Here is a 23,599-nt window from a genome sequence, read left to right as displayed (position 1 = left end):
TTCGTTTCACGATGCGTCTATTGGTGTGTTTGCCGGTAAATAAGGCCGGATAATATTTTCAATAAACTGCTGCTGTTGCAGTTTATCAAAAGCTTGTTTGATAGCCGCCAGATGGCTTGATTTTGGGCTGAGCGCACAATAAAGAGCCGGAGCTTTGGTCCAGAGTGGATCGTAACTCAGGCTCACGCCAAACTGCTGTCGCGCCATCACATAACCATAAGATAAATCGACAGTCATCACCGCATCCAGCCGACCCTGCGCCAGCCGGGTTAAATTACTTTCCAGCGAATGGGCGTCATCCCGCACTAACAACTCTTCGGCAAAAGCCTGCTCCAGCTCGGGATACACAAAACCGCGGATGGTTCCCACTCTTTTGTGAAATAAGTCGCTCAGTTGCCGGTTGGGTTTGCTGTCGCTACGCCGCACTATATATTGCGCCGAATAAAATAAAGGCCCGACCCACTCCAGATCTTTTGGTTTACTCACCCAATCCGGACTGAGAAAACAACCCAGATCGGCTTTGCCCGACGCTATCCATTGCTCCACTCTGGCACGGGTTAAGGGTAGATACAGCACTGGCAAAGAGGTTATTTTGCCAACTTCGTCAATCAGTTGTTTGCTGATGCCACCACTGAGTTTTCCATCCTGCGAAAACATGGCGTAAGGCACTGGGTTGGTATCACTGACCACAGCCTTAATTTCATTGGCCTGCACCAGTGGATAGAGTGCGAATGCAGCAACGCACAGCAGCGCTGTTTTAACCCGGATTGCTTTTATCAACTGCATATACCTCTGACTACAGACCATCACAACAGAGCCCACAGCGGCGGCTGTTGCAAAAGCCAAACCTGTGGTTAACCATAGCAAAAATCGCCTTATCTGACAGTAGTTTTCAATCCGAAATGCAAGCTGCCACGTAAACAGTTACAGCAATGAAAAAGTGCACAATCAACGTGGTCTGAAAATGTGGTCTGAAATAGCCTTATTTCCGTTAAGTCAGGTGGTGTTGCCGCAAGGGCAAATGCAACTTCGGGTATTTGAACCCAGATATATCCGGTTGGTTAAAGAAGCCTGTGCCGGCAAAAGGCCCTTTGCCAGTGCTTTATTAAACCCTTATGTGGCCCAGCAACATCCGGATCGGATCTTTAAAGTTGCCACCCTGGTGCAGGTGACAGACTTTCAACAGCTGGACGATGGTTTATTGGGCATCACTATCGCAGGTACTGAACGGGTACTTATTCATCAGCGTTTTCAGGAGCCTGACGGCCTGCATGTCGCCAAAGTCAGCCCTTTGCCAGCTTGGCCTGAGTTGCCTTTCCAGCAAAGGGATGCATTAATTGCGGCCGAACTTCAGACCGTGTTCCGGCAGAACCCCCAGCTGGATGCTTTGTATCCTGAGCCGGCCTGGCATTGCAGCAACTGGCTGGCTCAGCGCTGGCTGGAAATTTTAAATATGCAACCACCGCTCAAGTATCAGCTGATGGCCGCAGCTGATGCCAGCCCGACGCTGGAAGCATTACACCAATGGCTGCAACCTGGCGCTGACCATCACACCAGCAGCAACAAAGGCGCTTAATTAATACCCAGGTATTTATGGACCTGCACGCTTAACCGCCAGTTATTGGCCATACAGGCTTCAATAGCCAGTTTAGTGGCCTTGGCTTTTTGACTGATAGGCTGCAGGTAAATATATTTGCCTGAGGTATTGATGCTCTGCAGCAGCTCTTTGAGCTCTTCCACATGTTTTTCCATCGCCACCGGATGTTTAATTTCGTTGGCACGCTCCAGGCAGCTGGTTAACACCGGATAACCCCCTTTCATATTCACCTTGGGTGACACTGTGACCCAGGTGGTGTCAGGCGCCAGAATTTCAAAAGTGCCCGAAGTTTCAATCTGAGTGCTAAAACCCTGCTGATGTAACAGTTCACAAAGCGGGTTTAAGTCATACATACAAGGCTCGCCGCCTGTGATCACCACATGGCGTGCACGGTAACCGCGCTCACGAAACAGCTCACAAATGCCCTTTGCGTCGGTATTTGCCCAATGATCAGAATCGGCTTTTTTTTGCGTGGTATCGCCCAGCTGTATTAACAAATCAGGATGGATGTCCCAGGTATGTTTGGTATCACACCAGGAGCAACCAACAGGACAACCCTGCAACCGCAGAAAAATGGACGGTGTACCGGTGTAATTGCCTTCACCCTGAATAGTTTCAAAAATTTCGTTAACTTTATACACGCTGAGTTGATTTCCTTTAGCCCTTGGCGATTATGCAGTACAATGCGCGCCCCAAATTGCTGACCATTATAACGGGAGCTGCAAGAATGCCGCAAAAAGTTGTTGTGATTTATTCCGGTGGCATGGATTCCTTTACCGTGCTGCACAATGCCATTCGTGCCGGCCATCAAGTGTATGCCCTGTCCTTTAACTATGGTCAGCGCCATGTCAAAGAGCTGATTTGTGCACAAAATGTTTGCCAGGAGCTTGGCATTCATCACAAAATTGTTGATATATCAGCAATTAATCAGTTAATTGGTGGTTCGTCTTTAACCGACGATATTGAAGTACCTGAAGGCCATTACGCCGCCGACAATATGAAATCAACTGTAGTGCCTAACCGCAATATGATTTTATTAAGTCTGGCGGTGGGCTATGCGGTATCGCTGGATGCGCAAGCGGTCTATTACGGCGCGCATTCGGGTGATCACTTTATTTATCCGGACTGCCGGCCTGAATTTGTGCAAAAAATGCATGACGTCTGCCAAATCGCCAACTACGAACCGGTGGATATTATCAGCCCTTATCTGCATCAGACCAAAATTGAAATCCTCAAAGATGGCCTGGCCATGGGTCTTGATTACAGTAAAACCTGGACCTGTTATAACGGCCGTGAAAAAGCCTGTGGTAAATGTGGCTCCTGTCAGGAGCGGCTGGAAGCTTTTGCATTAAATCAGGTGACAGACCCACTCCCTTACGAATAACACCACAGCGGCCCCCCCTTAAACAGCGCCTGCAATCTGGGATACTCAGGCACAGCAACTCTGTGCCTTTAATTACCGGCACAGGCGCCGTTAAACCATAGCCTGTAGTTGGCTATTGGGTGAATAACGGCGCAGCAGCTGATAAAAAGCCGTTAAAGCCGCACTTTGTTTTTCGCGCTGATAAGCCAGATACATCTGACGGCTAAAACCCTGTTCGCCCAGCTTTTTAACCACAATCAGTCCTTGGCTGACAAAAGGCTCTGCCAGCCAGCCTGGCAGCACCGCAATGCCCTCGCCTGCTGCCACCAGCTGCAGCATCTGGCTGGCCTGCGAAACTTGTCTGAGCTCACCGCGAAACGCGGTTTTTTGTAAAAACAGCCGGAATAAATCCTGTCGCTCTGGCGGAATAGGATAAACCAGCAACTTTTCCGGCGCTAAATCTGCCGCTGTTACAAATTCAGCCCCTGCCAGCGGATGCTCAGGCGCAATAAAAGCAAAAAGCTCCAGCTCAAATAACGGCAGATAACTGACGTGCTGCTCCAGCCGTCTGTCTGTGGTTAACACCAGATCCAACTCATCATTGAGCATGGCTTCTATCGCATGGTGCTGAATGTCGGTTTCAAAGCTCAGTTGCAGCTGTGGCCATTGCTGGCGAAATGCTTTTAATGCCGGCAATAACCAATGCACACAGGCATGACACTCCACAGTTAAACGCAGTTGTTGTGCCGGTAACTGACCACTTTTGAGCTGCTGCCAGGCCACATCAAGTTGCGGTAATACAGTAGCGGCCAAATCGAGCAATAATTTGCCCTGAGCGCTAAATTGCACTGGTTGTGACTTACGTACAAACAAACTGGCGCCCAGCATTTGCTCAGCATCTTTAAGTTGATGTGACAAGGCCGACTGGGTGACAAAAAGCCTGCTGGCTGCGCCCTGTAAGGAGCCGGTTTGTTGTAATGCCTGTAAAGTGCGCAGTAGTTTCAGCTCAATCATAATGAATTTTTCTCATCTAACAGAGGGCCGTTATTCAGTTGTGGCGCCACAGCATAACCGGCAAGAATAGACATATCAACATCCAGACGTCTAAATAAGGAAAAGATATGTCAACAACACACAGCCTTGGTTTTCCGCGTATTGGCACTAAACGCCAGTTAAAACGTGCTTTAGAACAATATTGGCAACAAGAGATCAGCCAGGCAGAGCTGGAACAGATCGGCAAAAAACTCAGAGCGCAGCACTGGCAGTTGCAACAGCAGGCCGGTATTGATTTAGTGCCTGTGGGTGACTTTGCTTTTTACGATCACATCCTCAATACCTCGTTATTGTTGGGTGTGGTGCCTAAGCGGCATCAAAGTGCTGATGGCCAGATTGATTTTGACTGTCAGTTTCGTATTGGCCGCGGCCGCGCTCCCACTGGCCCTGCCGCTGCTGCCAGCGATATGACCAAATGGTTTAACACCAATTATCACTATCTGGTGCCGGAATTTGACGCCAAGCAGCAATTTCAGCTGTCGGATCTGAGCCTGTTCCGGCAGATTGAGGAAGCCAAAGCGCTGGGACTTCATTTTAAACTGGTGCTGCCAGGCCCTGTCACTTACCTCTATTGTGGCAAAGTGGCTGATGGCATCGATAAACTTAGCCTGCTGCCGGCATTATTAAAGGGTTATCAGCAGCTACTGGATGCGCTTAATGCTGCAGGTGTAGAGTGGCTACAACTTGACGAGCCCGTGCTGGCGCTGGAACTGTCGGCAGCATGGCTCAATGCAATTCAAACCAGTTACCAGAGCCTGCAAAAAGGCAAGCTGAAGTTGCTGCTTGCCAGCTATTTTGGCGATATTTCCGCGTATTTACCGCAGCTGGTGGATTTACCCCTCGATGGTATTCATCTGGACTTATCTGCTCAAAGCTGCGATCTGCAACAAGCAGATGTGTTGATCCCAACCCACTGGGTGTTCTCGGCCGGCATTATTAATGGCCGTAATATCTGGCGTGCCGATTTAACCAAAGCCTATCAACAACTTAAACCTTTATTTGAGCGCAGAGGCGATAAACTCTGGCTTGGCACCTCCTGCTCTTTATTACATTGCCCGGTAGATTTAACGCTGGAAAAACAGCTGCAACCAGAAGTAAAAAGCTGGTTTGCTTTTGCCCGGCAAAAGTGTGAGGAGCTGAAGTTATTACAACAAGCACTACAAAGTGGTGATACCGGCGTTATTCGCAGTTACAGCTTGCCGCTGACAGCACGCCAGAATTCGTCGCTGGTGCATAACCCGGCAGTGCAACAAGCCTGCAAGCGCGCCAAGGCCGAAAGTTCAGACCGGGCTTTGCCTTTTGCCGCACGTATCAAACTGCAACAGCAACAGCTGCAACTCCCCCTGTTGCCCACCACCACTATTGGCTCATTCCCGCAAAGCAGCGACATCCGCAAGTTACGGCTGGACCTCAAAGCTGGCCGCATCAGCGAGCAGCAGTATCAGCGGCAGATCGAGCAGCAAATTGCCAAAGCCATCACACTGCAGGAACAATTAGGACTGGATGTGCTGGTGCATGGTGAAGCAGAGCGCAACGACATGGTGGAATATTTTGGCGAGCAACTGCAAGGTTATGTGTTCAGTCAGTTTGGCTGGGTGCAAAGCTACGGCAGCCGCTGTGTCAAACCGCCCATTATTATCGGGGATATCAGCCGCAGCGCGGATATGACTGTCAGCTGGACAAGCTACGCACAGTCGCTGACCCAAAAGCCGGTCAAAGGCATGCTGACCGGTCCTGTCACAATGCTGGCCTGGTCTTTCCCACGAGAAGATCTCAGCCGGGCTGATATTGCACTACAGCTTAGTCTGGCACTGGCGGATGAAGTAAAAGCGCTGGAGCAGGCCGGTATTCAGATCATTCAGATTGACGAACCGGCTTTTCGGGAAGGATTACCACTGAAACAAAGCCAGTGGCAGCAGTATCTCGACTGGGCAGTGGATGCCTTTAAAAGATGCAGCAGCAAAGTGCAGCACAGTACACAAATTCACACCCATATGTGTTATTCCGAGTTTAACGACATTATTGCTGCTATTGCCGCTATGGATGCTGATGTGATCACCATTGAAACTTCGCGCTCGAACATGGAGCTACTGGGGGCCTTTGAAGATTTTGCCTATCCAAACCAGATAGGCCCCGGTGTTTATGATATTCACTCACCCAATGTGCCGCAGCTTGATTGGATCAAACAGTTGATTAATAAAGCGGCCGGCAAACTGCCACTACAACAGCTGTGGGTGAATCCGGATTGTGGCCTGAAAACCCGCAGCTGGCCGGAAGCGGAAGCGGCTCTTGCCCAAATGGTGCAGGCTTGCCGCGAGTTAAGGCAGGAACTGGCTTAAGCTGTTGCTGGCAAGGGCTATGACTGTTGCTATATGTGCCCAAAAAAAGACCGCAACAGCGGTCTTTTTTTATCAGCAAAACAGCTTAACGAACCGGCAATTCAATTTTGGCAAACATCCGGTCAATCTCTTCCTGATTTCGCAGCATATTAGCTTTTTCCACCACTTCCTTGGTCAGATGAGGTGCAAAACGCTCAATAAAATCATACATATAAGTACGCAGGAACGAACCTTTGCGAAAACCGATTTTAGTGGTGGACGCAGCAAATAAATGGCTGGCATCTATCGACACCAAATCTTTATCCAGCTCTTTATCCATGGCCATTGAGGCTATGACACCCACACCTAACCCCAGACGCACATAAGTTTTAATTACGTCGGCATCGGTAGCGGTAAAGACAATTTTTGGCTCCAGGCCTTTTTCACCAAAAGCTCGGTCCAGCTCAGAACGACCGGTAAAACCAAACACATAAGTCACTATCGGATGTTTGGCCACATCTTCAATTTCAATGCGATGATCCAGCTGCGCCAGCGGATGATCATGGCGCACTATCACACTGCGGTTCCAGTGATAACAAGGCAACATCACTAAATCAGAAAACAAATGCATGGCTTCAGTGGCGATGGCAAAATCGGCATCGCCACGGGACGCTGCTTCTGAAATTTGTTGCGGTGTACCCTGATGCATATGCAACGACACTTTCGGAAACTTCTTGATAAAACCACCAATCACGTCCGGCAGCGCATAACGGGCCTGGGTATGAGTGGTGGCAATATTCAGTTTGCCCTGATCCGGCAGGGTGTGTTCTTTGGCAACCGCTTTGATACTTTCCACTTTTGCCAGAATTTGTTGTGCTATTTCAATGACATCGCGCCCGGCAGGCGTCACGTGGGTTAAATGTTTGCCACTGCGGCCAAACACCTGAATGCCCAGTTCATCTTCCAGCATCCGCACTTGTTTACTGATGCCAGGTTGTGAGGTGTACAAACTTTCCGCTGTCGCGGATACGTTAAGATTGTGATTTAACACTTCGACAATATAACGTAACTGTTGTAATTTCATGTGTCAGGCTTCCGTTATTGACATATGATTAGCCATATGCGCGGATGATGTGATTATTCCAGCCAATTCATATTTTGGCGTTTAGTATAACCAATAGTAGCTAAAAACCTGCCCAAGCAGTAGTTCTTTTTACTGACCATGGTGACAAAGCAGCGGTGAAGGATTTTAAATAACGTGGAACAACCGGACATTGATTTTGCCACTGTGCTGGCTTCAGCCGTACATGACATGAAAAACTCACTCTGTATGCTGATCCAGTCGATGGATTTATTACAGCAGGATCTCGCCCCTCATTCGGAAACAGCCAGTCAGGAACTGGCACGCATTCACTACGAAGCCTCGCGGTTAAACAGCAACCTGATGCAGTTATTGTCGTTATATCGTATTGAAAAAGAACAACTTCCGCTGCATCTGGACGAATATTTTGTTGAAGATTTACTGGAAGAAGTACTGATCAAAAATGAGATGTACAGCCAACAAAAACAAATCGCGGTGCAGCTGGAATCCAGCCACAATCTGTGTTGGTTTTTTGACAACGATTTGGTCGGTAATCTGATTAATGATATGTTTGTCAATGCGTTGCGTTACAGCACGACCCAGCTGTTACTAAAAGCCAGCATAACCGACGATTATCTGTGTATCGAATTACATGATGATGGCGAAGGTTTTCCACAATATATGCTGGAAAATAGCGACAATAGTATGATGCATTTTAATTTATCGGCCGGGCGCACAGGTTTAGGCCTGTTTTTTGCACATCTAATCGCCAAAGCACACCGCAATCAGGGCCGGATTGGCCGGATTGAATTAGCCAACGGTGGTCAGTTTGGTGGTGGGGTTTTCCGGTTGTATCTGCCCTGACGGGCAGCGGAACATTGGTAATTTTGCCAATTTCTGTTTAAGATGCGGATGATAAACCAAGTCAGAGGTTCAGATGGTTTTGACCATGATCATTGTTCTGGTAATAGCATTGGTGGTTTTTGCTGTTATCTCGAACGCCATACAACAACATAAAGAGCGGTTGGCTACGTTAAAACGGGCCGAGTTCTCAAAGTTGCGTGGCATGCTGGAAGATACCGAAGAAATTTTGTTAAACGCGGCAAACGTTCCTCTGACCCCTGCCACCTCACAAATGCTGCTTAAACGTATTGCTTACACACTCAAAGCCATGGTGGAGCTGGAACCTGGTTCCCGCGATTTAAAAAGCCGTCTGGCCGACACCGAAAAAAAGCTTGAGGATATGGGTAGCAATATGCAAGCGCCGAGCGAACATATCACGCTGCCTGATAACGACAAACAAATCATCGGCATGATCCAGGGCATTAAAAAGCTCAGAACTATTTTGCGGGCTGAGCATGCCCGCGGCAATATTGACACTCAGGTCGTGGTACAGGAAGACAGACGACTGGAAAACCTGCAACTGCGGATTAATGTTGAAAGCCAGATCAAAAGAGGCAATCAGGCCCGCGCCAGTGAAATGCTCGGTTCTGCCCGTCAATGTTATGAAAAAGCACTGATCACTTTATCCAACGCCAGTCATGTTGATGAATATGTCACAGCAAGGCGTAATGAAATGACCTCGTTATTAGCAGAAATTGCCGAAGAGCTGAAAGAAGGTAATTTGCGTGACCGGCAAAAACGTGCCGAAGCGGAAAATAACGACCTCGATGTGTTATTTGCGCCCAAACGCAAATGGTAACAAGCACAGTGCAGTTTTAATCAAAGCTTGCCCTATTATTCTCTGTCCCCTCAGCTCCCCCCTGCTCATTTTAATTAGCACGGCGTTTTTATATTAACCCAGCACTTTCGCAAATATTGCAACCTGATTTTCCGCAGGCAGCTTTCTACTTTTAATAATCTGCAATTTGGGCAAAAAATCGCCATGGGTGTTCTTCACAAACACACGGATAAAACGCTGCTCAAATAAAAAAACCACCTGTTGTGGAGGTGGTTTTTTTGTTGCTATGTCGTAGTTATGCGCTTTGTCAGCTTAAGCTTCGGCTTTACTTTCCTGCCATTTACCGTCTTTAAACCATAAAGACCAGCCTGTTGCTTTGCCGTCTTTTTCCGACATCACATACTGCTGTTTGGTCTTGCGACTCCAGCGCACTATGCTTGGGTTGCCGGCAGGATCTGTGGCCGGTGCCTGGGTCAGATATAAAAACTTCGGCACTAATCTGTCTTTAAAGCGTTGTAATTCAGCCACTAACGGCGCTCTGGTCTCGCGTGAGCGCGGGAAAGTAGAGGCAGCCAGGAACAGACCGGCAGCACCATCACGCAGCACAAAATAGGCGTCTGACTTTTCACAAAGCAGTTCAGGTAAGTGCACCGGATCTTCTTTTGGCGGCGCTGCTTCCCCGTTTTTCAGCAGTTTGCGGGTATTTTTACAGTCGCTGTTGGTACAACCAAAATATTTACCAAAACGCCCCGACTTTAATTGCATGTCTGAGCCGCATTTTTCACATTCGATCAGCGGGCCATCGTACCCTTTAATTTTAAAGGCACCACTTTCCACCAGATAACCATCACAGCCTGGGTTATTACCACACACATACAGCTTGCGATGCTCGTCCAGCAGATAAGAATCCATAGCGGTACCACATTTGGCACAACGTTTTTTATGGCGCAGTACCTCAGTTTCCAGCTCATCTTCGTCCGCTACTAACACTGCTTCATCACCAGGGGTTAAATTCATGGTGGTGGTGCAACGTTCTTTGGGCGGCAGGTTATAACCGGAGCAGCCTAAAAACACGCCGGTACTGGCGGTGCGGATCCCCATTTTCCGGCCACAACTCGGGCAGTCAATGTCCGTTAACACAAACTGATTGGTACGCATGCCGCCATGTTCAACATCGGCTTCGGCGGTTTTTAACTTGGTGGAAAAGTCGCCATAAAACTGGTCCAGCACCTGGCGCCAGGACAATTCGCCATGGGCAATATCATCCAATTTTAATTCCATATTGGCGGTGAAGTCATAGTTCATCAAATCGCTGAAGTTTTCCACCAGCCGGTCTGTCACTATTTCACCCATTTTTTCGGCGTAGAACCTTTTGTTCTCAACCTTGACATAACCACGTTCCTGAATAGTGGAGATAATGGCCGCATAAGTAGAAGGACGGCCAATACCACGTTTTTCCAGCTCTTTGACCAGACTGGCCTCACTAAAACGAGCCGGTGGTTTGGTAAAGTGCTGCGCCGGTAACAGCTGTTCCAGCACCAGCTTTTCACCCACTGTTAAATCAGGTAATTCTCTTTCTTCTTCATCTTTGCGTTTTTGCGCCGGTTGTACCCGGGTCCAACCATCAAAACGCAATACACGGCCTTTGGCTTTGAGCTCAAAGTCGCCGGCCTGGACTGTAATATTGGTCACGTCATACAGCGCATTTGGCATCTGGCAAGCCACAAATTGCCGCCAAATCAGCTCGTAGAGTTTTTTGGCGTCAGCTTCCATATCCCCCAGCATGCTGGCCTGAATGTTCACATCTGAAGGACGAATAGCTTCGTGCGCTTCCTGGGCATTGGCTTTACTGCCGTAGCTTAAAGGCTCAGGAGGAAGATATTTTTTGCCAAATTGCTGTTCAATAAATTCGCGCGCGGCAGTAACAGCTTCGGTCGACAGATTCGTCGAGTCGGTACGCATATAAGTGATGTAACCGGCTTCGTACAAACGCTGCGCCAGCATCATGGTTTTTTTCACACCATAACCCAGCCTGGTACTGGCGGCTTGCTGCAAGGTGGACGTAATAAAAGGGGCCTGAGGTTTACTGCTGGACGGTTTGTCTTCGCGCTCTGTCACCTGATAACTGGCGCGTTGCAGAAGCGCTACCGCAGCATCAGTTTGCGCTTTATTTTCCGGTCGGAAGGTTTTACCGTTTTGCCGCACCACTTCAAGGTTTAACGCAGCTTTGGCCGCCGACAGCGTTTGTGCATCTACTGTCCAGTATTCTTCAGGCACAAAAGCTTTAATTTCACGTTCACGCTCAACCACTAACCGTACTGCAACAGATTGCACCCGGCCTGCTGATAAACCGCGGGCAACTTTTTTCCACAGCAGCGGGGATACCATAAAACCCACCACCCGGTCTAAAAACCGGCGGGCTTGCTGGGCGTTTACCCGGTCTACATTCACCTGACCAGGTTCAACAAAAGCATTTTTAATGGCATTTTGCGTGATCTCGTTAAAGACCACCCTTTTAAATTTTTGCTCTTCACCGCCGATGATCTGTTGCAAATGCCATGCAATAGCTTCTCCTTCGCGGTCCAAGTCCGTTGCCAGATAAACAGTGTCGGCTTTTTCGGCTAAGGCTTTGAGTTCTTTCACAACCTTTTCTTTACCCGGCAGAATTTCATAACGGGCTTTCCAGCCATTCTCCGGATCTATGCCCATACGGTCAACCAGCGCTAAATACTCTTTTTGCGCCTTTTCCAGCTTCTTGTCGGTTTTACTTTTTTCTTTGTCTTTATTGCTGCTGGTAGGCAAATCGCGGATATGGCCCACACTACTTTTTACAATAAAATCATTACCTAAATATTTATTAATTGTTTTAGCTTTTGCCGGTGATTCGACTATTACCAGTGATTTCGCCATCGTTGTTCCGAGATCCCTAAACTTTGGTGGGCATTCTACATGTCTTTTTAACGTATATCCGCAAACTCAAGTTGTGACAAGTGAATAAACTCATTATTATTCGGTTGACTCTGTCTTTACAGGGTCATTTTGCTGGTTAAATCAGCAAAATAAAAAATGAAGCAATCCAATAACGGCCGCAAAAACAATAAAAACAGTGCCCCTTCCCAACTGAAGGAATAAAGCAAAAATGAAGTACTTTGAAGCAAACTTTGATGGCTTAGTTGGGCCAACGCATAACTATGCCGGTTTATCAGTCGGCAACGTGGCGTCACTCAACAACGCAAAAAATACCTCAAGCCCAAAACAAGCCGCATTACAGGGCCTGCAAAAAATGAAAGCGCTGGCCGACTTAGGTATGGTGCAGGGTGTATTGGCGCCACAAGAGCGGCCCGATGTTTATACGCTGCGCCGGCTTGGTTTTAGCGGTACAGATGCACAGGTTATTGCTAAAGCCGCCAAACAGGCACCGGCAGTGTTTCGTGCCGTCTGTTCAGCATCCAGCATGTGGACAGCCAATGCAGCCACTATTTCGCCCAGTAAAGACACCGCTGATGGCAAAATTCATTTTACACCTGCCAATCTGACCAACAAATTTCACCGTTCATTAGAACCTGAAACTACGGGTCGAATTCTAAAGGCAATGTTCTCGGATGAACGCCATTTTAACCACCATCAGCACCTGCCGGATAACGACCACTTCGGTGACGAAGGCGCGGCTAACCATACCCGCTTATGCAGTGAATATGGTGAAAGCGGTGTGGAGCTGTTTGTGTTTGGCCGTTATGCCTTTGATTACAACAAACCTGCCCCGCGTAACTTCCCGGCCCGTCATACTTTTGAAGCCTGCGAAGCCGTTGCCCGCTTGCACGGTTTGTCCGATGACAAAGTGGTCTATATCCAGCAAAGCCCGGAAGTGATTGACCAGGGTGTTTTTCATAATGACGTTATTGCCGTTGGTAACCAAAACGTGCTGTTTTATCATCAGCAGGCTTTTGTCGACAGCACGCAGAAACTAGATGAAGTAAAACGCAAATTTGGCGACAAATCAGAACTTTATCTGATTGAAGTGATGGATCATGAAGTGACAGTGCAACAGGCCATCCAAACCTATTTATTTAACACCCAGGTGATTACGCTGCCTTCAGGTGAAATGGCTATTATTGCGCCTACTGAATGTCGTGACCATCCACAGGTATCGGCTTATCTCGAGCAACTGACAGGCCGCGGCACCCCTATCCGTCAGGTACATTATTACGATGTAAAACAAAGTATGAGAAACGGCGGTGGCCCTGCCTGCCTGCGTTTACGTGTCGCCATGAGCGAATCGGAAAAACAAGCAGTTAACCCCAATGTGCTGCTGAATGATGCTTTGTTTAACCGGCTGAATCTATGGGTCAATACCCATTACCGCGATCAAATTTCTGAAGCTGATTTAGCAGATCCGTTGCTGCTGAATGAGTCACGCACTGCTTTGGATGAACTAACACAAATTCTGCAACTGGGGTCGGTATATCAGTTCCAGCGTTAAGTTTAATTAGTGATAAGTGCAAAAGACAAAGGCTACCTTAGGTAGCCTTTTTAATTTGATGACTGCTGAATATGTGTCCCGGTTGCCACTAACATTTACGTCCGATAGTGCAGTGAGCTAAATTTAAGGGCCAGAGGGAATAAAAAAGCCAGCTATTTAGCTGGCTTTTTATATTTAACTTTATTTCAGGTCTGAACAAATAGCATCTTCTGGGTTTCCATAAAACCCGAGATATCCGGATATTACAGGCCTGCCTGTACCAAATGGACTCACCATTGGTGGATTGGTTTCGTTACTATAGTCGGCTGCCAGGATACCCAGCGTTATAGGTCGACTAGTGACGTTTTCTGTGCCCTGTGCAGTTGACGTCACCTGCATATTCACATCAACCCAATAACCATATTCACGGGGATAAATCAGGTTCACCTGCGCAATACCATTGACATCGGCCACTACAGTTCTGGCTACTGTGGCAATATTACCCGGAGTAATTAGCTTATCGAAGTTGGTGTCTTCACCATCATCTAAAATACCATTTCGGTTTGCATCTTCAGAGGCACAAGTTACTGTATCAAATGGAACCCAACGAATAAATGAACCTTGTAACGGGAAGCGCTGTGGTGCACCTTTGCGGTAGCGAAATGAGGTAACAGCCACATTTAATTCCTGATTCGGCACCGGATTACCTGATGCATCTGTAACAACAATTGCATAAGGTACGGACAGCAAATTGGTGTTTATAATCTGAACCGGACCACCAGTACCAAAACGGAAAAATAAGGTTCTGCGGCCCACGGAAATACCGGTATCCCCTTTTACTGCCGTATTTGACACCACTACAGCGTTAATCCGTAAACCTGAAGGATCTTGTGGTGTGCCAGAGCCAGCCGTATTACTGTCTGCAGTAAATTCGGTTGTCGCAACACCTTGTGAGTTAGTAGTGCTGGTCGCCGGGCTTAACTGACCACCGGCGGACTGGGCCAGTGAAAACGCAATCACCTGATTTTTCACCGGGTTATTTTTGGCATCCCGTACTATGGCTTGTACTGTTGCTTTTTCACCAGGACCAATTTGCGCAGGGAAAGCCTGCACTTCAATTTTATTGGATTCAGTTGCAACAAACTCTACCAGTTTATTGGCAGAAATTTTGCTGCCATTAGTTGTTGAGCTCGCTGAGATATTCGTCAGGCCCGCATAGTCTGAGCGCACAGCAACCCGGGACTTCCCTGCATCATCCGTTTTATTGGCCACAGCAACCTTACCTTCAAATACTGCAGGAGTGACGTCGTCAGGCACAGCCGCAATTTCACCACGAGTTGTCGTAAAAGAAACATCGTTGCCCACTAAAGGTGAATTGTTCCGCGTCCATTTTATACCTTGTAACGCGGCTGTATTTAACGGAATCTCCACCACATTATTGCTGGCGGGTTCAAACGCAAATGCATCCGGGTCAATAAAAATGCTTGATGTATTTGTTACACCTAAAGCACTTACGGTAATGATATCACTACCACCGTTGGTTGCCTGATAGTCAACTACAACACGGCCTGTTGCTGCATCTGTCACTGGTGTGGTGTTGCTAAAACTGTTCCCCAGACTAGAGCTGATTTCAAGCTGGGTATTCTTAATGCCTTTTCCTGTTGCATCTAATAAAGCGATGGTCAGTTTAGTAGAGCCACCTAACACCACAGCGGCAGGGGCAAGCACATCAATCGAAGTACCTACCACATTAATCGTTGCTTTTGACGATACCTGGTTAGCACCTGCTGTTGCAGTTACATTAATGCTACGTTTGGAAAAGTCTGTTTTTGAAGATAAATAAGCTTTGGCAATACCATCAGCACCAGTAACGCTGGAGACAATTTCTAAATCTGCATTACCGTCTGCTGAAAATTGCACCGGCACATTTTTCATCAGAATATTGTTATCATCTTTAACAATGGCAAAAAGCTCAACCCGGTCAGTACCGCCTGTGCCCAGTTCAAGTTTGTCTGCAGATAACAATACGGAACGTACCGGGGTGGTATCAACCACACCACCATCCCCTTTTGACCTGAAGCTGACTGTACCTACAGTGGCAGAGCTGGATGCTGAACCGCTGTCAAAAGTTGCGGTAATAATACCGGCGCCGCTTTTGGTGCCTACTTTTAAACCAATGGTTGCTTTGCCGTTTGCGTCTGTGACTGAGGTAGCAGCACCATTGTCAAAACTTGCCAGAGCGCTGTCATCAAGTGAAAAGCGAATCAGCTTGCCTGATACCACGGCATTGTTGCTTGATTTAAGTTCAGCAGTAACCACCAGATCGGCGCCTTTGGCCACTTCAGCACCAGACAATACAACGGACATACTGTAAGCTGGAACTACGGTCGTTGTGTCATCGCCACCGATGGTTCCGCCTCCACCACAAGCGACTACTGCACTCATCAAAAACGCAACGAGAAGTTGCCGGATGTTTCGCATGAAAACTCTCCCTAGCTGTTTCTTATATTTAGATTTTGTTAATTCTGCATCTTAGCCGATTAATTTAAAAACCGGCAGCGCTAATTCTCGGATTTTCAGTAAATTTTTCTTTTATGGCAGAAACTGTTAGGCTAACCGCCATTTTCAACAGTTATAACTCAACTCCCCTGATGACTACAAATACAAAATTTAATCTGACCAGCCGGATTTTAATTGCAATGGCGCTGGGTATTTTAGTGGGTTCTTTCTTCCAGTGGATCCTCGGCGGCGCAGCAGAAAAAGAAGTTTCGTTAGCCGGATTTAGTATTGGCATCAAAGCTTTGTTTGTTGACGGTATTTTTCACGTTGGTGGTCAAATATTTGTTGCCAGCCTAAAAATGCTGGTGGTGCCACTGGTATTAGTTTCTCTGGTCTGCGGCACCAGCTCGTTAAAGGATATCAGCACCCTTGGCCGTATAGGTTCAAAATCCATGGGCTTATATATTCTGACAACTGCCATCGCCATCACCATCGCCATCTTTTTTGCATTGCTTTTTAGCCCTGGTGTTGGCGTTAATATGCCATTGGCACAAAGTTACCAGGTGGCAGATACGCCTTCAGTCGCTCAGGTATTTATTAACATGTTTCCGAGTAACCCGGTTGAAGCCATGGCCAAAGGTGAAATGTTGCAAATTATTATTTTTGCAGTGTTATTTGGTATTGCAATCGCATTAAGCGGTGAAGCAGGCCAGCGCGTGCGGCAAATATTTGAAGACTTAAACACTGTAGTTATGCATCTGGTTAATATTGTGATGCATTTATCACCTTACGGTGTGTTTTTCCTGATGGCAAAACTCTTTACTACCCTTGAACTAAATGACATGGGTAATCTTGGCATCTACTTCCTTGTTGTACTTTTTGTATTGCTTTTCCACGGTTTACTGGTCTACGGCACTCTAGTGAAACTGGTTGGTGGTTTAAATCCTTTGATGTTCTTTCGCAAAATGAAAGAAACAGCTTTATTTGCTTTTAGCACCTCCAGCAGTAACGCCACTATCGCCAGCAATATGGCAACGACCACCGGCAAACTTGGTGTAGATAATAAAGTAGCTTCTTTTACCATTCCGCTTGGCGCCACTATTAATATGGATGGCACCGCCATTATGCAGGGTGTTGCCACAGTCTTTATTGCCCAGGTTTACAATATTGATCTGACTGCCGCCGACTATTTATTGGTGGTACTAACCGCAACTCTGGCTTCCATAGGCACTGCTGGTGTTCCGGGCGTTGGTTTAGTGATGCTGGCCATGGTATTGCAACAGGTTGGTTTACCTGTTGAAGGTATTGCACTGATTATTGGTGTAGACCGTCTGCTGGACATGACCCGTACTGCGGTCAATATCACCGGCGATGCCATGGTGTCTTGCCTGGTAGGCAAAAGCGAAAAATGCCTGGACCTGGCCGTATTTAACGACCCGGACGCAGGTAAAAACGACAAGTTATAACAAAGCAGCAATTGAGCTTTGTGCAGCATAAAAAAACCGGCATTGCCGGTTTTTTTATGCTCAGATGGGTTGCTGAACACCGTTACTTCAGCCGTTAGCATAACAACACACTGTTCACTATCATCTGACTGCGTTGCTTGCGATTATTTGACTGCCAATAAAGCGTTGCGTATTACCAACAAATCCACCAGCTTTTTTCCACCAGCTGACTGGTCGCAAACTTACGTCTGGCAAAGCCCTGCCCTGTCAGATTACGAATACCGGCCAGTTGAATACAGGCCTTTGGAAACAATAACGGCAGCTCATTGGCAAAAACCGCAAAGGGTGGCCCTTGTTTTTCACCTTCCGGGTATTCAAGCGTGATCAATAACATATGCGCATTAGGGATCAGTTGCTGCAATTTAGCGGCATACTGCAACCGCATCTGCGGTGGTAATGCAATTAACGCCGCTCTGTCATAAATCAACGCTGTGCCAGCTACAGCCACTGCAGGCAAAGTAAAAAAATCGCCCTGCCATAACTGATAAACACCACTTTGCCAGATCCGATGTTCGCCAGATGAAGTCGTGGTTGCAGTCATTCCTGCTTCAGTAAAAAAATCCCGGCAGGCAATTTCAGCCAGTTCAGCACCTATCACCTGATAACGACCAGCCAGCGCATGCATATCCGGACTTTTGCCACAAAGCGGCACAAACACCTTAGGCACATTGGGCATTGCCGCCAGCTGAGCGCTTAACAAAGGATGCGCCGCATCAAGCTGAAAGCCAAGCTCATTGAGCGCCCAGCGCTGCTGCCAGAATTGGGGTTCCATTTAACGCCACACCATCAAACGATTGGCCTGCTGCCACACACTGTTTAGCGTCGCTGCAGCCGCCAGTCCAACCCGCTCCGACAAGCGTTTTTTCAGCTGATATTTCACCTTAAACACCTGACGTTGCTGCATTTGCTTTAATACATAGTCATCACTGGTTAAAAGTTCATCGACCAGCTTCAGCTCAAAAGCCTGATATCCAAACCAGTGTTCACCCGTTGCCACCTGCTGAATATCCAGCACAGGCCGGTGTTTTTGTACAAAATCTTTAAACAGCAGATGGGTTTCTTCCAGCTCATGTTGAAACTTGGCGCGGCCTTTATCGGTATTCTCGCCAAAAACTGTGACAGTGCGTTTGTATTCGCCGGCGGTGAACATTTCCACATCAACATGATTTTTCTTTAACAACTTATGAAAGTTCGGCAGCTGCGCGACTACACCGATAGAGCCAACAATGGCAAAAGGTGCGGCGATAATTTTATTGGCAATACAAGCCATCATATAACCACCACTGGCCGCCACTTTGTCGACAGCCACAGTTAACGGGATCTCCTGCTGACGCAAACGGTCAAGCTGCGAAGCGGCCAGACCATAACCATGTACCACGCCACCGCCACTTTCGAGCCGCAGCAACACTTCATCATCTTTGGTCGCCATCGCCAGCACAGCGGTCACTTCTTCACGCAAAGCTTCTACTTCATGCGCGTCCATACTGCCGTGAAAATCCACCACAAAAAGCCGGTTCTGACTGCTGTGGTCAACGGTTTTTTGTTGTTTTTGCCATTTTTTATAAGCTTTTTTATCCAGCATGCCCTGATGTAAATCTTCCACCAGCGCCTGATACTCTTCGGATAAACTCTCAAAAGTGAGCTCTCCTTTACGGCTTCCAGGCTTCACCGCGGCCATCACCCCCATCAGAAGCACAGCTCCGATTGCCAGAACTATGGTCAGCGCTTTTAAAAAAAACATGCTGTATTCAAGCAGAAAATCCACAATATCATCCTTCTTTAAACTCATTGCCTGCATTGTATCGGCAAAAACAGTAGAGTACAGCTTTGTCATCCGGCAACATCATCTAACATCGTCCCTCAGCGCCGTAATTTCAGTTAGTTAAAAAAACAGGCAATAAAAAACCCGGCGAACCGGGTTTCTTTATTGGGTTAAAACCAACTTAACCTTTAATCACTGCCGCATTAGTGACCTGCACCGCCGCACCACGAGTCACCATAAATGATGCTGTTTGTGTCTGCATTTCGGTGGTGGCAGCACGGCTGGTAGCCGGGCTTAAAATGGCACTGTGATCACCTTCCAGGAAACGGCTGATAGCAGAGCCTGTGACCTGATAAACACCGGCTTTGGCTGGCAATGTCTGCGCACCTAATAACCGGGCTAAAGGTTCAGTACCACCCAGTGGCATGTTCACCGCCTGATTCGGGATCACCTGATCCGGTTTAAAGTTAGCACCATTGCCCACAACTTCAATGATATGAACCGGCGTTTTACCTGCCACTAAAGTGGCTGCATAGTTATTCGGATCACCAGCATCAGTCACAGTTTGGGCCGCAAAAGCAAATTGCGTCAGCGTTGCATTGATAGCAGTTAAAGCAGCAACCTGACCTTTTGCCGTTAAATCAGCCAGATACTCAGTAACAAAAGCAGCTGAACAACCCGCATAAGTGGCAGCATCAGTACACACTTGTTTACTGTCAACAAAAGCTTTAAAGCCTGGTGCCAAGCTTGCTGAACTCAGCATAATGCTGGCTTTAATGGTATTACCAAAAGCAGGAGACTCAAGCAAGAAGTTAGCAACAGCACCACCTGGCATTGCCAGTGAGGCCGCTTTTAACTTATACAGTGAATCTGCCACTGCATTACCCGTTGGGGCGTTTGCCAATGCCACCATGGAAGTACCGGTAATGGCACCTAAAGAGTGACCTAAGAACTGCACATCAGAACCATCTAACAGGCCAGGCTGAGACGCAAAGTTCAAGCCCAGACGCAGACCCAGCATGTCAGCAATACTCTGACGCAGGTTATCACGAGTCACCAGCAGGTCAGCCAGGTTCATGTACACAGTAGCGTCACCGCTCTTGCCACAACCAGCGCCTGATGCGTTAATCTCATCTTTACCGTCGCCATTTAAGTCAAAACCACGGCTGCCATGTAATGGATGGTCAATAGCAACAGTGGCAAAACCCTGCGCCGATAAAGCGGCAGTTAATGCCAGCATGTTTTCTTTACAGGAGGTGATACCGTGCTGCAGGATGACAACAGGCCAGCCTTTTTCCGGCTTGGCTTTGCCAATCAGCGCGCTGTTTGGCACTGTCATCTGAACCTTCAGCTGTTGTACTGAGTTTACTTTAGGCACCAGGTTAAACTTGGTCAGGTGACGTTGTTTATCTACACCTAAATCCATTAAAGAGCCGCCACTGACAGCTTTACAGACCGCATTGTTCTGCATTTGTGCAGGGCTGGTAATAGCACCTTCTAACGCAGCTTTTTGTGCTGCAGATAAACCGGCCAGCATAGCACCGCTGTCACAACGGCCAACCCAGCGGGTGGATAACGCTGCTTTTGGCGCGTCAGCGGTAGAAACCCCCAGGTAATAAGGCAGGTTAATGGTGCCGCTGTATAACCTGGCCGCATTAAACATAAAATATGGGTTGCTTGGGTCTGTTGGAATGGTCTTGTCCGGGTTTAACACCTGAGACACCAGTAAACCTGTGTCAGCAACTTGCAGCGCTGGCGCTGTGTTGTTATTTAATGCGCTTGGCAACATCAGCTGTTTGACTGTACCCAGCACATTGCTGGTGGATTGGGTGGTGATAGCTGCGGTGTAAATAATGCTGTCTTTGGCAATTGACATACTGGCCGCTGCATTTTCGAAACTGTTAATTAGTCCCTGTAACGCACGCTGTGAATCTGTGCCCAGTGGCAGCGTTGCTAAATCCTGTTTCACCAGCTCGTAAGTGGTGGAAGGTGCTACAGCGTTACCTGCACTGTCCTTCAAATTGTTGGTTAACACCAATAAATAAGTGGTGGCGGGTTTTAATGGTTTTAACGGAATCACAGCGACGTTATTACCAACGGCCTTGGTGACAAAATCCTGGCCATAAGTCAGCTGGGCTACAGCTTTACAGGCCACGCCACGCGGCACTGTGCGGCAACTGGCGTCAGTTGAAGCCGGGTCGCCCATCAACACTTCAACCAGACGCACGGCGTCCGGACGCGCTGCGCTGGTGGCATCTAAAGACACACCACCGGCAAAAGCCAGCTCTACGCTAAATGGGTTTTGTGTTGACCAGCCATCCAGTGCACCTAATGCAGTTTGTGGATCAGCATAGTTTGGTGTAGCAACAGCTTCACCTGGCATCACCAGAGTGCCATCTGTTGTGCCCTGAAACAACAAATCGTTTGGTACCGATACCTTGCCGGCTGAAGGGTCAAACACCACTCGGCTTACCGGCACAACGACAGCACCGTTATCCACCGCGTCCTGTTTTAACTCACTGAGTGAATCGCCGCATCCGGTCAGCCCGAGCGCGCTGGTCACCGCCAGGCTTATTAACAGCTTCTTCATATATTCTCCCCTGTCCTGATTTTTTATTATTTTGCTAAAGCTTTCTTTAAGCTCTAGTTTTTGAATTCCTGTCTCGTAAACTAGCAACAGCTACGACCAGTTAAAGTTAACCTAACCAAAAAAATTTCGCTAGGGTTAAACTAAATATCTGTGAAGAAAGGTGCAAAATCGCGGCAGAACGAGTATGCTGCGCCGATTTTTCAACAGGTTACAGGTTGATTTATATGCAAGATTTTCAGCCCGGTCCACAAGCGCTGGCCAACAAAACAATTCTGGTGACAGGTGCCGGTGATGGTATAGGCAAAGAAGCGGCCATCACCTTCGCCCGTTATGGTGCCACAGTGATCCTGCTGGGTAAAACTACCGCCAAGCTGGAAGCTGTGTACGACAGCATAGTGGCGGCAGGTTACCCGGAGCCGGCCATAGTGCCACTGGATTTAAACGGCGCCAGCAAAAAAAATTATCAGGATATGGCCAGCACCATTAAAGCCGAATTTGGCAAACTGGATGGGTTGTTACACAACGCCGGTATGCTGGGCGTGCTGACACCTTTTGAGCATATAGATTTAGAAACCTGGCAAAAAATACTGCAGGTCAATCTGACCTCCACCATGCTGATGACTCAGGCACTGTTACCTGTGATGGCGCTGGCACCTCAGGCCTCTTTAGTCTTTACCTCGTCAGGTGTTGGCCGCAAAGGCCGTGCTTATTGGGGCGCATACAGTGTATCCAAATTTGGCACTGAAGGTTTAATGCAGCTGATTGCCGACGAATATGAAGGCTCGACCATCAGAACCAACTGTATTAACCCGGGCGCAACCCGCACTAAAATGCGTACTGCCGCTTACCCGGGCGAAAATCAGCTGAGTTTAAAAACACCGGCCGACTTAATGCCACTGTATGTATATCTGATGTCGGACGCCAGTATAGGTGTCAACGGCCAGTCGCTGGATGCCCAGCCAAAATAACAGCACCTTTGATGGGAGCAATAAAAAACCGGCCTGAGCCGGTTTTTTTATTGGGAGCCAACTTAACGTTTGGCCAGAATTTCTTCATTGTGCTGTGCAGCCCATTCGTTCCACACATCAACTTTGCTGTTAAAGTTGGTCAGCGCTTGTTTGCTGGCTTCTTCCAACAGCGCATCAACCTGTTTAATATATTTTTTCTCTACTTTAGAAAAAGGCACTACATTAATGCCGCGCTCTTGTAAGCCCTTTTTCATTGTGTGGGTTTTTAATAATTGCAAAGTACCGTTTTCAACATAAAAAAACTGACTTTCTTTATTAATGGTTTTGAATTTTGGTTTTATCGGACGTTTCAGATCGCTTTCTGCCAACTCTTCAGCTTCGACCGCTACTGCAACACCATCAGCATTTAATTTGTAACCCAGCTGCTCCAGCGTAAAACCCTGGGCTTTGGCAAATTCACGAACTTTAGCCAATACTTCAGATTCTTTCTGGCGTTCATCCAGCACTGAAGTCAGTACGTCAATCACTTCCTGTAATTTTAAAACAGTCAATTCTTTTGCTGCTTTTTTTAATTCACGTTTATCAAGTAATAATGACATCGTTCGCTCCTTTATCGGGATCCTAATAATTATCGAGATATGATAGCGGCAAAACAAAATGAAAGAAACAATTTTCCCTGTTAATTATATAAAGCATAATTAAATGTGAACCACCTGCTTCACT

Annotated in this window: 18 protein-coding genes; 8 read left to right on the top strand and 10 right to left on the bottom strand. The window is 47.5% G+C overall.

All coding sequences use genetic code 11. The features are described 5' to 3' along the window. Positions 1 to 6 precede the first annotated feature (6 nt). Positions 7 to 780, bottom strand: a complete 774-nt coding sequence (locus tag V7P87_RS04980; RefSeq protein ID WP_333796440.1) for a substrate-binding periplasmic protein — start codon at positions 778 to 780, stop codon at positions 7 to 9. Between the two features lie 160 nt (positions 781 to 940). Here V7P87_RS04980 and V7P87_RS04975 point away from each other — a divergent pair, with 160 nt between their 5' ends. After that, positions 941 to 1,576, top strand: a complete 636-nt coding sequence (locus tag V7P87_RS04975) for an LON peptidase substrate-binding domain-containing protein (protein WP_333796439.1) — start codon at positions 941 to 943, stop codon at positions 1,574 to 1,576. Here V7P87_RS04975 and queE read toward each other — a convergent pair. Beyond that, positions 1,573 to 2,238 carry a 7-carboxy-7-deazaguanine synthase QueE gene (gene queE / locus V7P87_RS04970; RefSeq protein ID WP_333796438.1) on the bottom strand — a complete coding sequence of 222 codons (666 nt, stop codon included), beginning with the start codon at positions 2,236 to 2,238 and terminating at the stop codon, positions 1,573 to 1,575. The genes V7P87_RS04975 and queE overlap by 4 nt on opposite strands. An 86-nt stretch (positions 2,239 to 2,324) precedes the next feature. On the opposite strand from queE, the gene queC reads away from it, so the two are divergent. Beyond that, on the top strand, positions 2,325 to 2,981 hold the full coding sequence (queC, locus tag V7P87_RS04965) for a 7-cyano-7-deazaguanine synthase QueC (RefSeq protein ID WP_333796437.1): 657 nt from the start codon (positions 2,325 to 2,327) through the stop codon (positions 2,979 to 2,981). A gap of 90 nt (positions 2,982 to 3,071) precedes the next feature. On the opposite strand, the gene V7P87_RS04960 is transcribed toward queC, so the two are convergent. Continuing rightward, positions 3,072 to 3,974, bottom strand: a complete 903-nt coding sequence (locus V7P87_RS04960) for a LysR substrate-binding domain-containing protein (protein ID WP_333796436.1) — start codon at positions 3,972 to 3,974, stop codon at positions 3,072 to 3,074. 107 nt (positions 3,975 to 4,081) lie between these two features. Here V7P87_RS04960 and metE point away from each other — a divergent pair, with 107 nt between their 5' ends. Then, positions 4,082 to 6,352 (top strand): 5-methyltetrahydropteroyltriglutamate--homocysteine S-methyltransferase, encoded by a 2,271-nt coding sequence (gene metE, locus V7P87_RS04955; RefSeq protein WP_333796435.1) that lies wholly within the window; start codon positions 4,082 to 4,084, stop codon positions 6,350 to 6,352. Positions 6,353 to 6,437: 85 nt separating this feature from the next. Here metE and cysB read toward each other — a convergent pair whose 3' ends face one another. Then, positions 6,438 to 7,415, bottom strand: coding sequence for an HTH-type transcriptional regulator CysB (gene cysB / locus V7P87_RS04950; RefSeq protein WP_260656698.1), 978 nt, complete (start codon positions 7,413 to 7,415; stop codon positions 6,438 to 6,440). A 174-nt stretch (positions 7,416 to 7,589) separates the two neighbouring features. On the opposite strand from cysB, the gene V7P87_RS04945 reads away from it, so the two are divergent. Both V7P87_RS04945 and V7P87_RS04940 read left to right on the top strand, forming a co-directional pair. Beyond that, on the top strand, positions 7,590 to 8,276 hold the full coding sequence (locus V7P87_RS04945; RefSeq protein ID WP_333796434.1) for a sensor histidine kinase: 687 nt from the start codon (positions 7,590 to 7,592) through the stop codon (positions 8,274 to 8,276). Positions 8,277 to 8,361: 85 nt separating this feature from the next. Continuing rightward, positions 8,362 to 9,114 (top strand): hypothetical protein, encoded by a 753-nt coding sequence (locus tag V7P87_RS04940; RefSeq protein ID WP_296299426.1) that lies wholly within the window; start codon positions 8,362 to 8,364, stop codon positions 9,112 to 9,114. 291 nt (positions 9,115 to 9,405) lie between these two features. On the opposite strand, the gene topA is transcribed toward V7P87_RS04940, so the two are convergent. Then, entirely contained in the window at positions 9,406 to 12,003 is a 2,598-nt protein-coding gene (topA, locus tag V7P87_RS04935; RefSeq protein WP_296299425.1) for a type I DNA topoisomerase, read from the bottom strand. A 229-nt stretch (positions 12,004 to 12,232) separates the two neighbouring features. Between topA and astB the strand changes: the two genes are divergently transcribed. Then, positions 12,233 to 13,573, top strand: coding sequence for an N-succinylarginine dihydrolase (gene astB / locus V7P87_RS04930; protein ID WP_333796433.1), 1,341 nt, complete (start codon positions 12,233 to 12,235; stop codon positions 13,571 to 13,573). A 180-nt stretch (positions 13,574 to 13,753) separates the two neighbouring features. On the opposite strand, the gene V7P87_RS04925 is transcribed toward astB, so the two are convergent. Further along, the gene (locus tag V7P87_RS04925) at positions 13,754 to 15,607 is read right to left on the bottom strand and encodes an Ig-like domain-containing protein (protein WP_333796432.1); all 1,854 of its coding nucleotides are present in this window, start codon (positions 15,605 to 15,607) and stop codon (positions 13,754 to 13,756) included. A gap of 596 nt (positions 15,608 to 16,203) precedes the next feature. On the opposite strand from V7P87_RS04925, the gene V7P87_RS04920 reads away from it, so the two are divergent. Then, positions 16,204 to 17,517, top strand: coding sequence for a dicarboxylate/amino acid:cation symporter (locus V7P87_RS04920; RefSeq protein ID WP_333796431.1), 1,314 nt, complete (start codon positions 16,204 to 16,206; stop codon positions 17,515 to 17,517). Positions 17,518 to 17,689: 172 nt separating this feature from the next. Here V7P87_RS04920 and V7P87_RS04915 read toward each other — a convergent pair whose 3' ends face one another. From V7P87_RS04915 to V7P87_RS04905, 3 genes are all read right to left on the bottom strand, one after another. Then, the gene (locus tag V7P87_RS04915) at positions 17,690 to 18,328 is read right to left on the bottom strand and encodes a thiopurine S-methyltransferase (protein ID WP_333796430.1); all 639 of its coding nucleotides are present in this window, start codon (positions 18,326 to 18,328) and stop codon (positions 17,690 to 17,692) included. Further along, positions 18,329 to 19,321: a protease SohB gene (gene sohB, locus V7P87_RS04910; RefSeq protein WP_333796429.1), complete on the bottom strand. Its 993-nt coding sequence runs from the start codon at positions 19,319 to 19,321 to the stop codon at positions 18,329 to 18,331. 178 nt (positions 19,322 to 19,499) lie between these two features. After that, positions 19,500 to 21,908, bottom strand: coding sequence for a VolA/Pla-1 family phospholipase (locus tag V7P87_RS04905; RefSeq protein ID WP_333796428.1), 2,409 nt, complete (start codon positions 21,906 to 21,908; stop codon positions 19,500 to 19,502). A gap of 224 nt (positions 21,909 to 22,132) precedes the next feature. Between V7P87_RS04905 and V7P87_RS04900 the strand changes: the two genes are divergently transcribed. After that, positions 22,133 to 22,876 (top strand): YciK family oxidoreductase, encoded by a 744-nt coding sequence (locus V7P87_RS04900; protein ID WP_442967932.1) that lies wholly within the window; start codon positions 22,133 to 22,135, stop codon positions 22,874 to 22,876. Between the two features lie 62 nt (positions 22,877 to 22,938). On the opposite strand, the gene V7P87_RS04895 is transcribed toward V7P87_RS04900, so the two are convergent. Continuing rightward, positions 22,939 to 23,475, bottom strand: coding sequence for an H-NS family histone-like protein (locus V7P87_RS04895; RefSeq protein WP_333796427.1), 537 nt, complete (start codon positions 23,473 to 23,475; stop codon positions 22,939 to 22,941). Positions 23,476 to 23,599 lie beyond the last annotated feature (124 nt).

Origin of the sequence: Rheinheimera sp. (assembly GCF_036782235.1) — a bacterium.
Taxonomy (GTDB): domain Bacteria; phylum Pseudomonadota; class Gammaproteobacteria; order Enterobacterales; family Alteromonadaceae; genus Pararheinheimera.
Note: the sequence above shows the minus strand (reverse complement) of the source record. Positions and strands in the feature narration are given on the sequence as shown.

What these genes read in the sequence shown, in the direction of transcription:
- astB (WP_333796433.1), top strand. Translation starts at nt 12,233, where the DNA reads ATGAAGTACTTTGAAGCAAACTTTGATGGCTTAGTTGGGCCAACGCAT.
- V7P87_RS04915 (WP_333796430.1), bottom strand. Translation starts at nt 18,328, where the DNA reads ATGGAACCCCAATTCTGGCAGCAGCGCTGGGCGCTCAATGAGCTTGGC.
- V7P87_RS04960 (WP_333796436.1), bottom strand. Translation starts at nt 3,974, where the DNA reads ATGATTGAGCTGAAACTACTGCGCACTTTACAGGCATTACAACAAACC.
- V7P87_RS04920 (WP_333796431.1), top strand. Translation starts at nt 16,204, where the DNA reads ATGACTACAAATACAAAATTTAATCTGACCAGCCGGATTTTAATTGCA.
- cysB (WP_260656698.1), bottom strand. Translation starts at nt 7,415, where the DNA reads ATGAAATTACAACAGTTACGTTATATTGTCGAAGTGTTAAATCACAAT.
- V7P87_RS04905 (WP_333796428.1), bottom strand. Translation starts at nt 21,908, where the DNA reads ATGAAGAAGCTGTTAATAAGCCTGGCGGTGACCAGCGCGCTCGGGCTG.
- queC (WP_333796437.1), top strand. Translation starts at nt 2,325, where the DNA reads ATGCCGCAAAAAGTTGTTGTGATTTATTCCGGTGGCATGGATTCCTTT.
- topA (WP_296299425.1), bottom strand. Translation starts at nt 12,003, where the DNA reads ATGGCGAAATCACTGGTAATAGTCGAATCACCGGCAAAAGCTAAAACA.
- V7P87_RS04940 (WP_296299426.1), top strand. Translation starts at nt 8,362, where the DNA reads ATGATCATTGTTCTGGTAATAGCATTGGTGGTTTTTGCTGTTATCTCG.
- V7P87_RS04900 (WP_442967932.1), top strand. Translation starts at nt 22,133, where the DNA reads ATGCAAGATTTTCAGCCCGGTCCACAAGCGCTGGCCAACAAAACAATT.
- metE (WP_333796435.1), top strand. Translation starts at nt 4,082, where the DNA reads ATGTCAACAACACACAGCCTTGGTTTTCCGCGTATTGGCACTAAACGC.
- V7P87_RS04895 (WP_333796427.1), bottom strand. Translation starts at nt 23,475, where the DNA reads ATGTCATTATTACTTGATAAACGTGAATTAAAAAAAGCAGCAAAAGAA.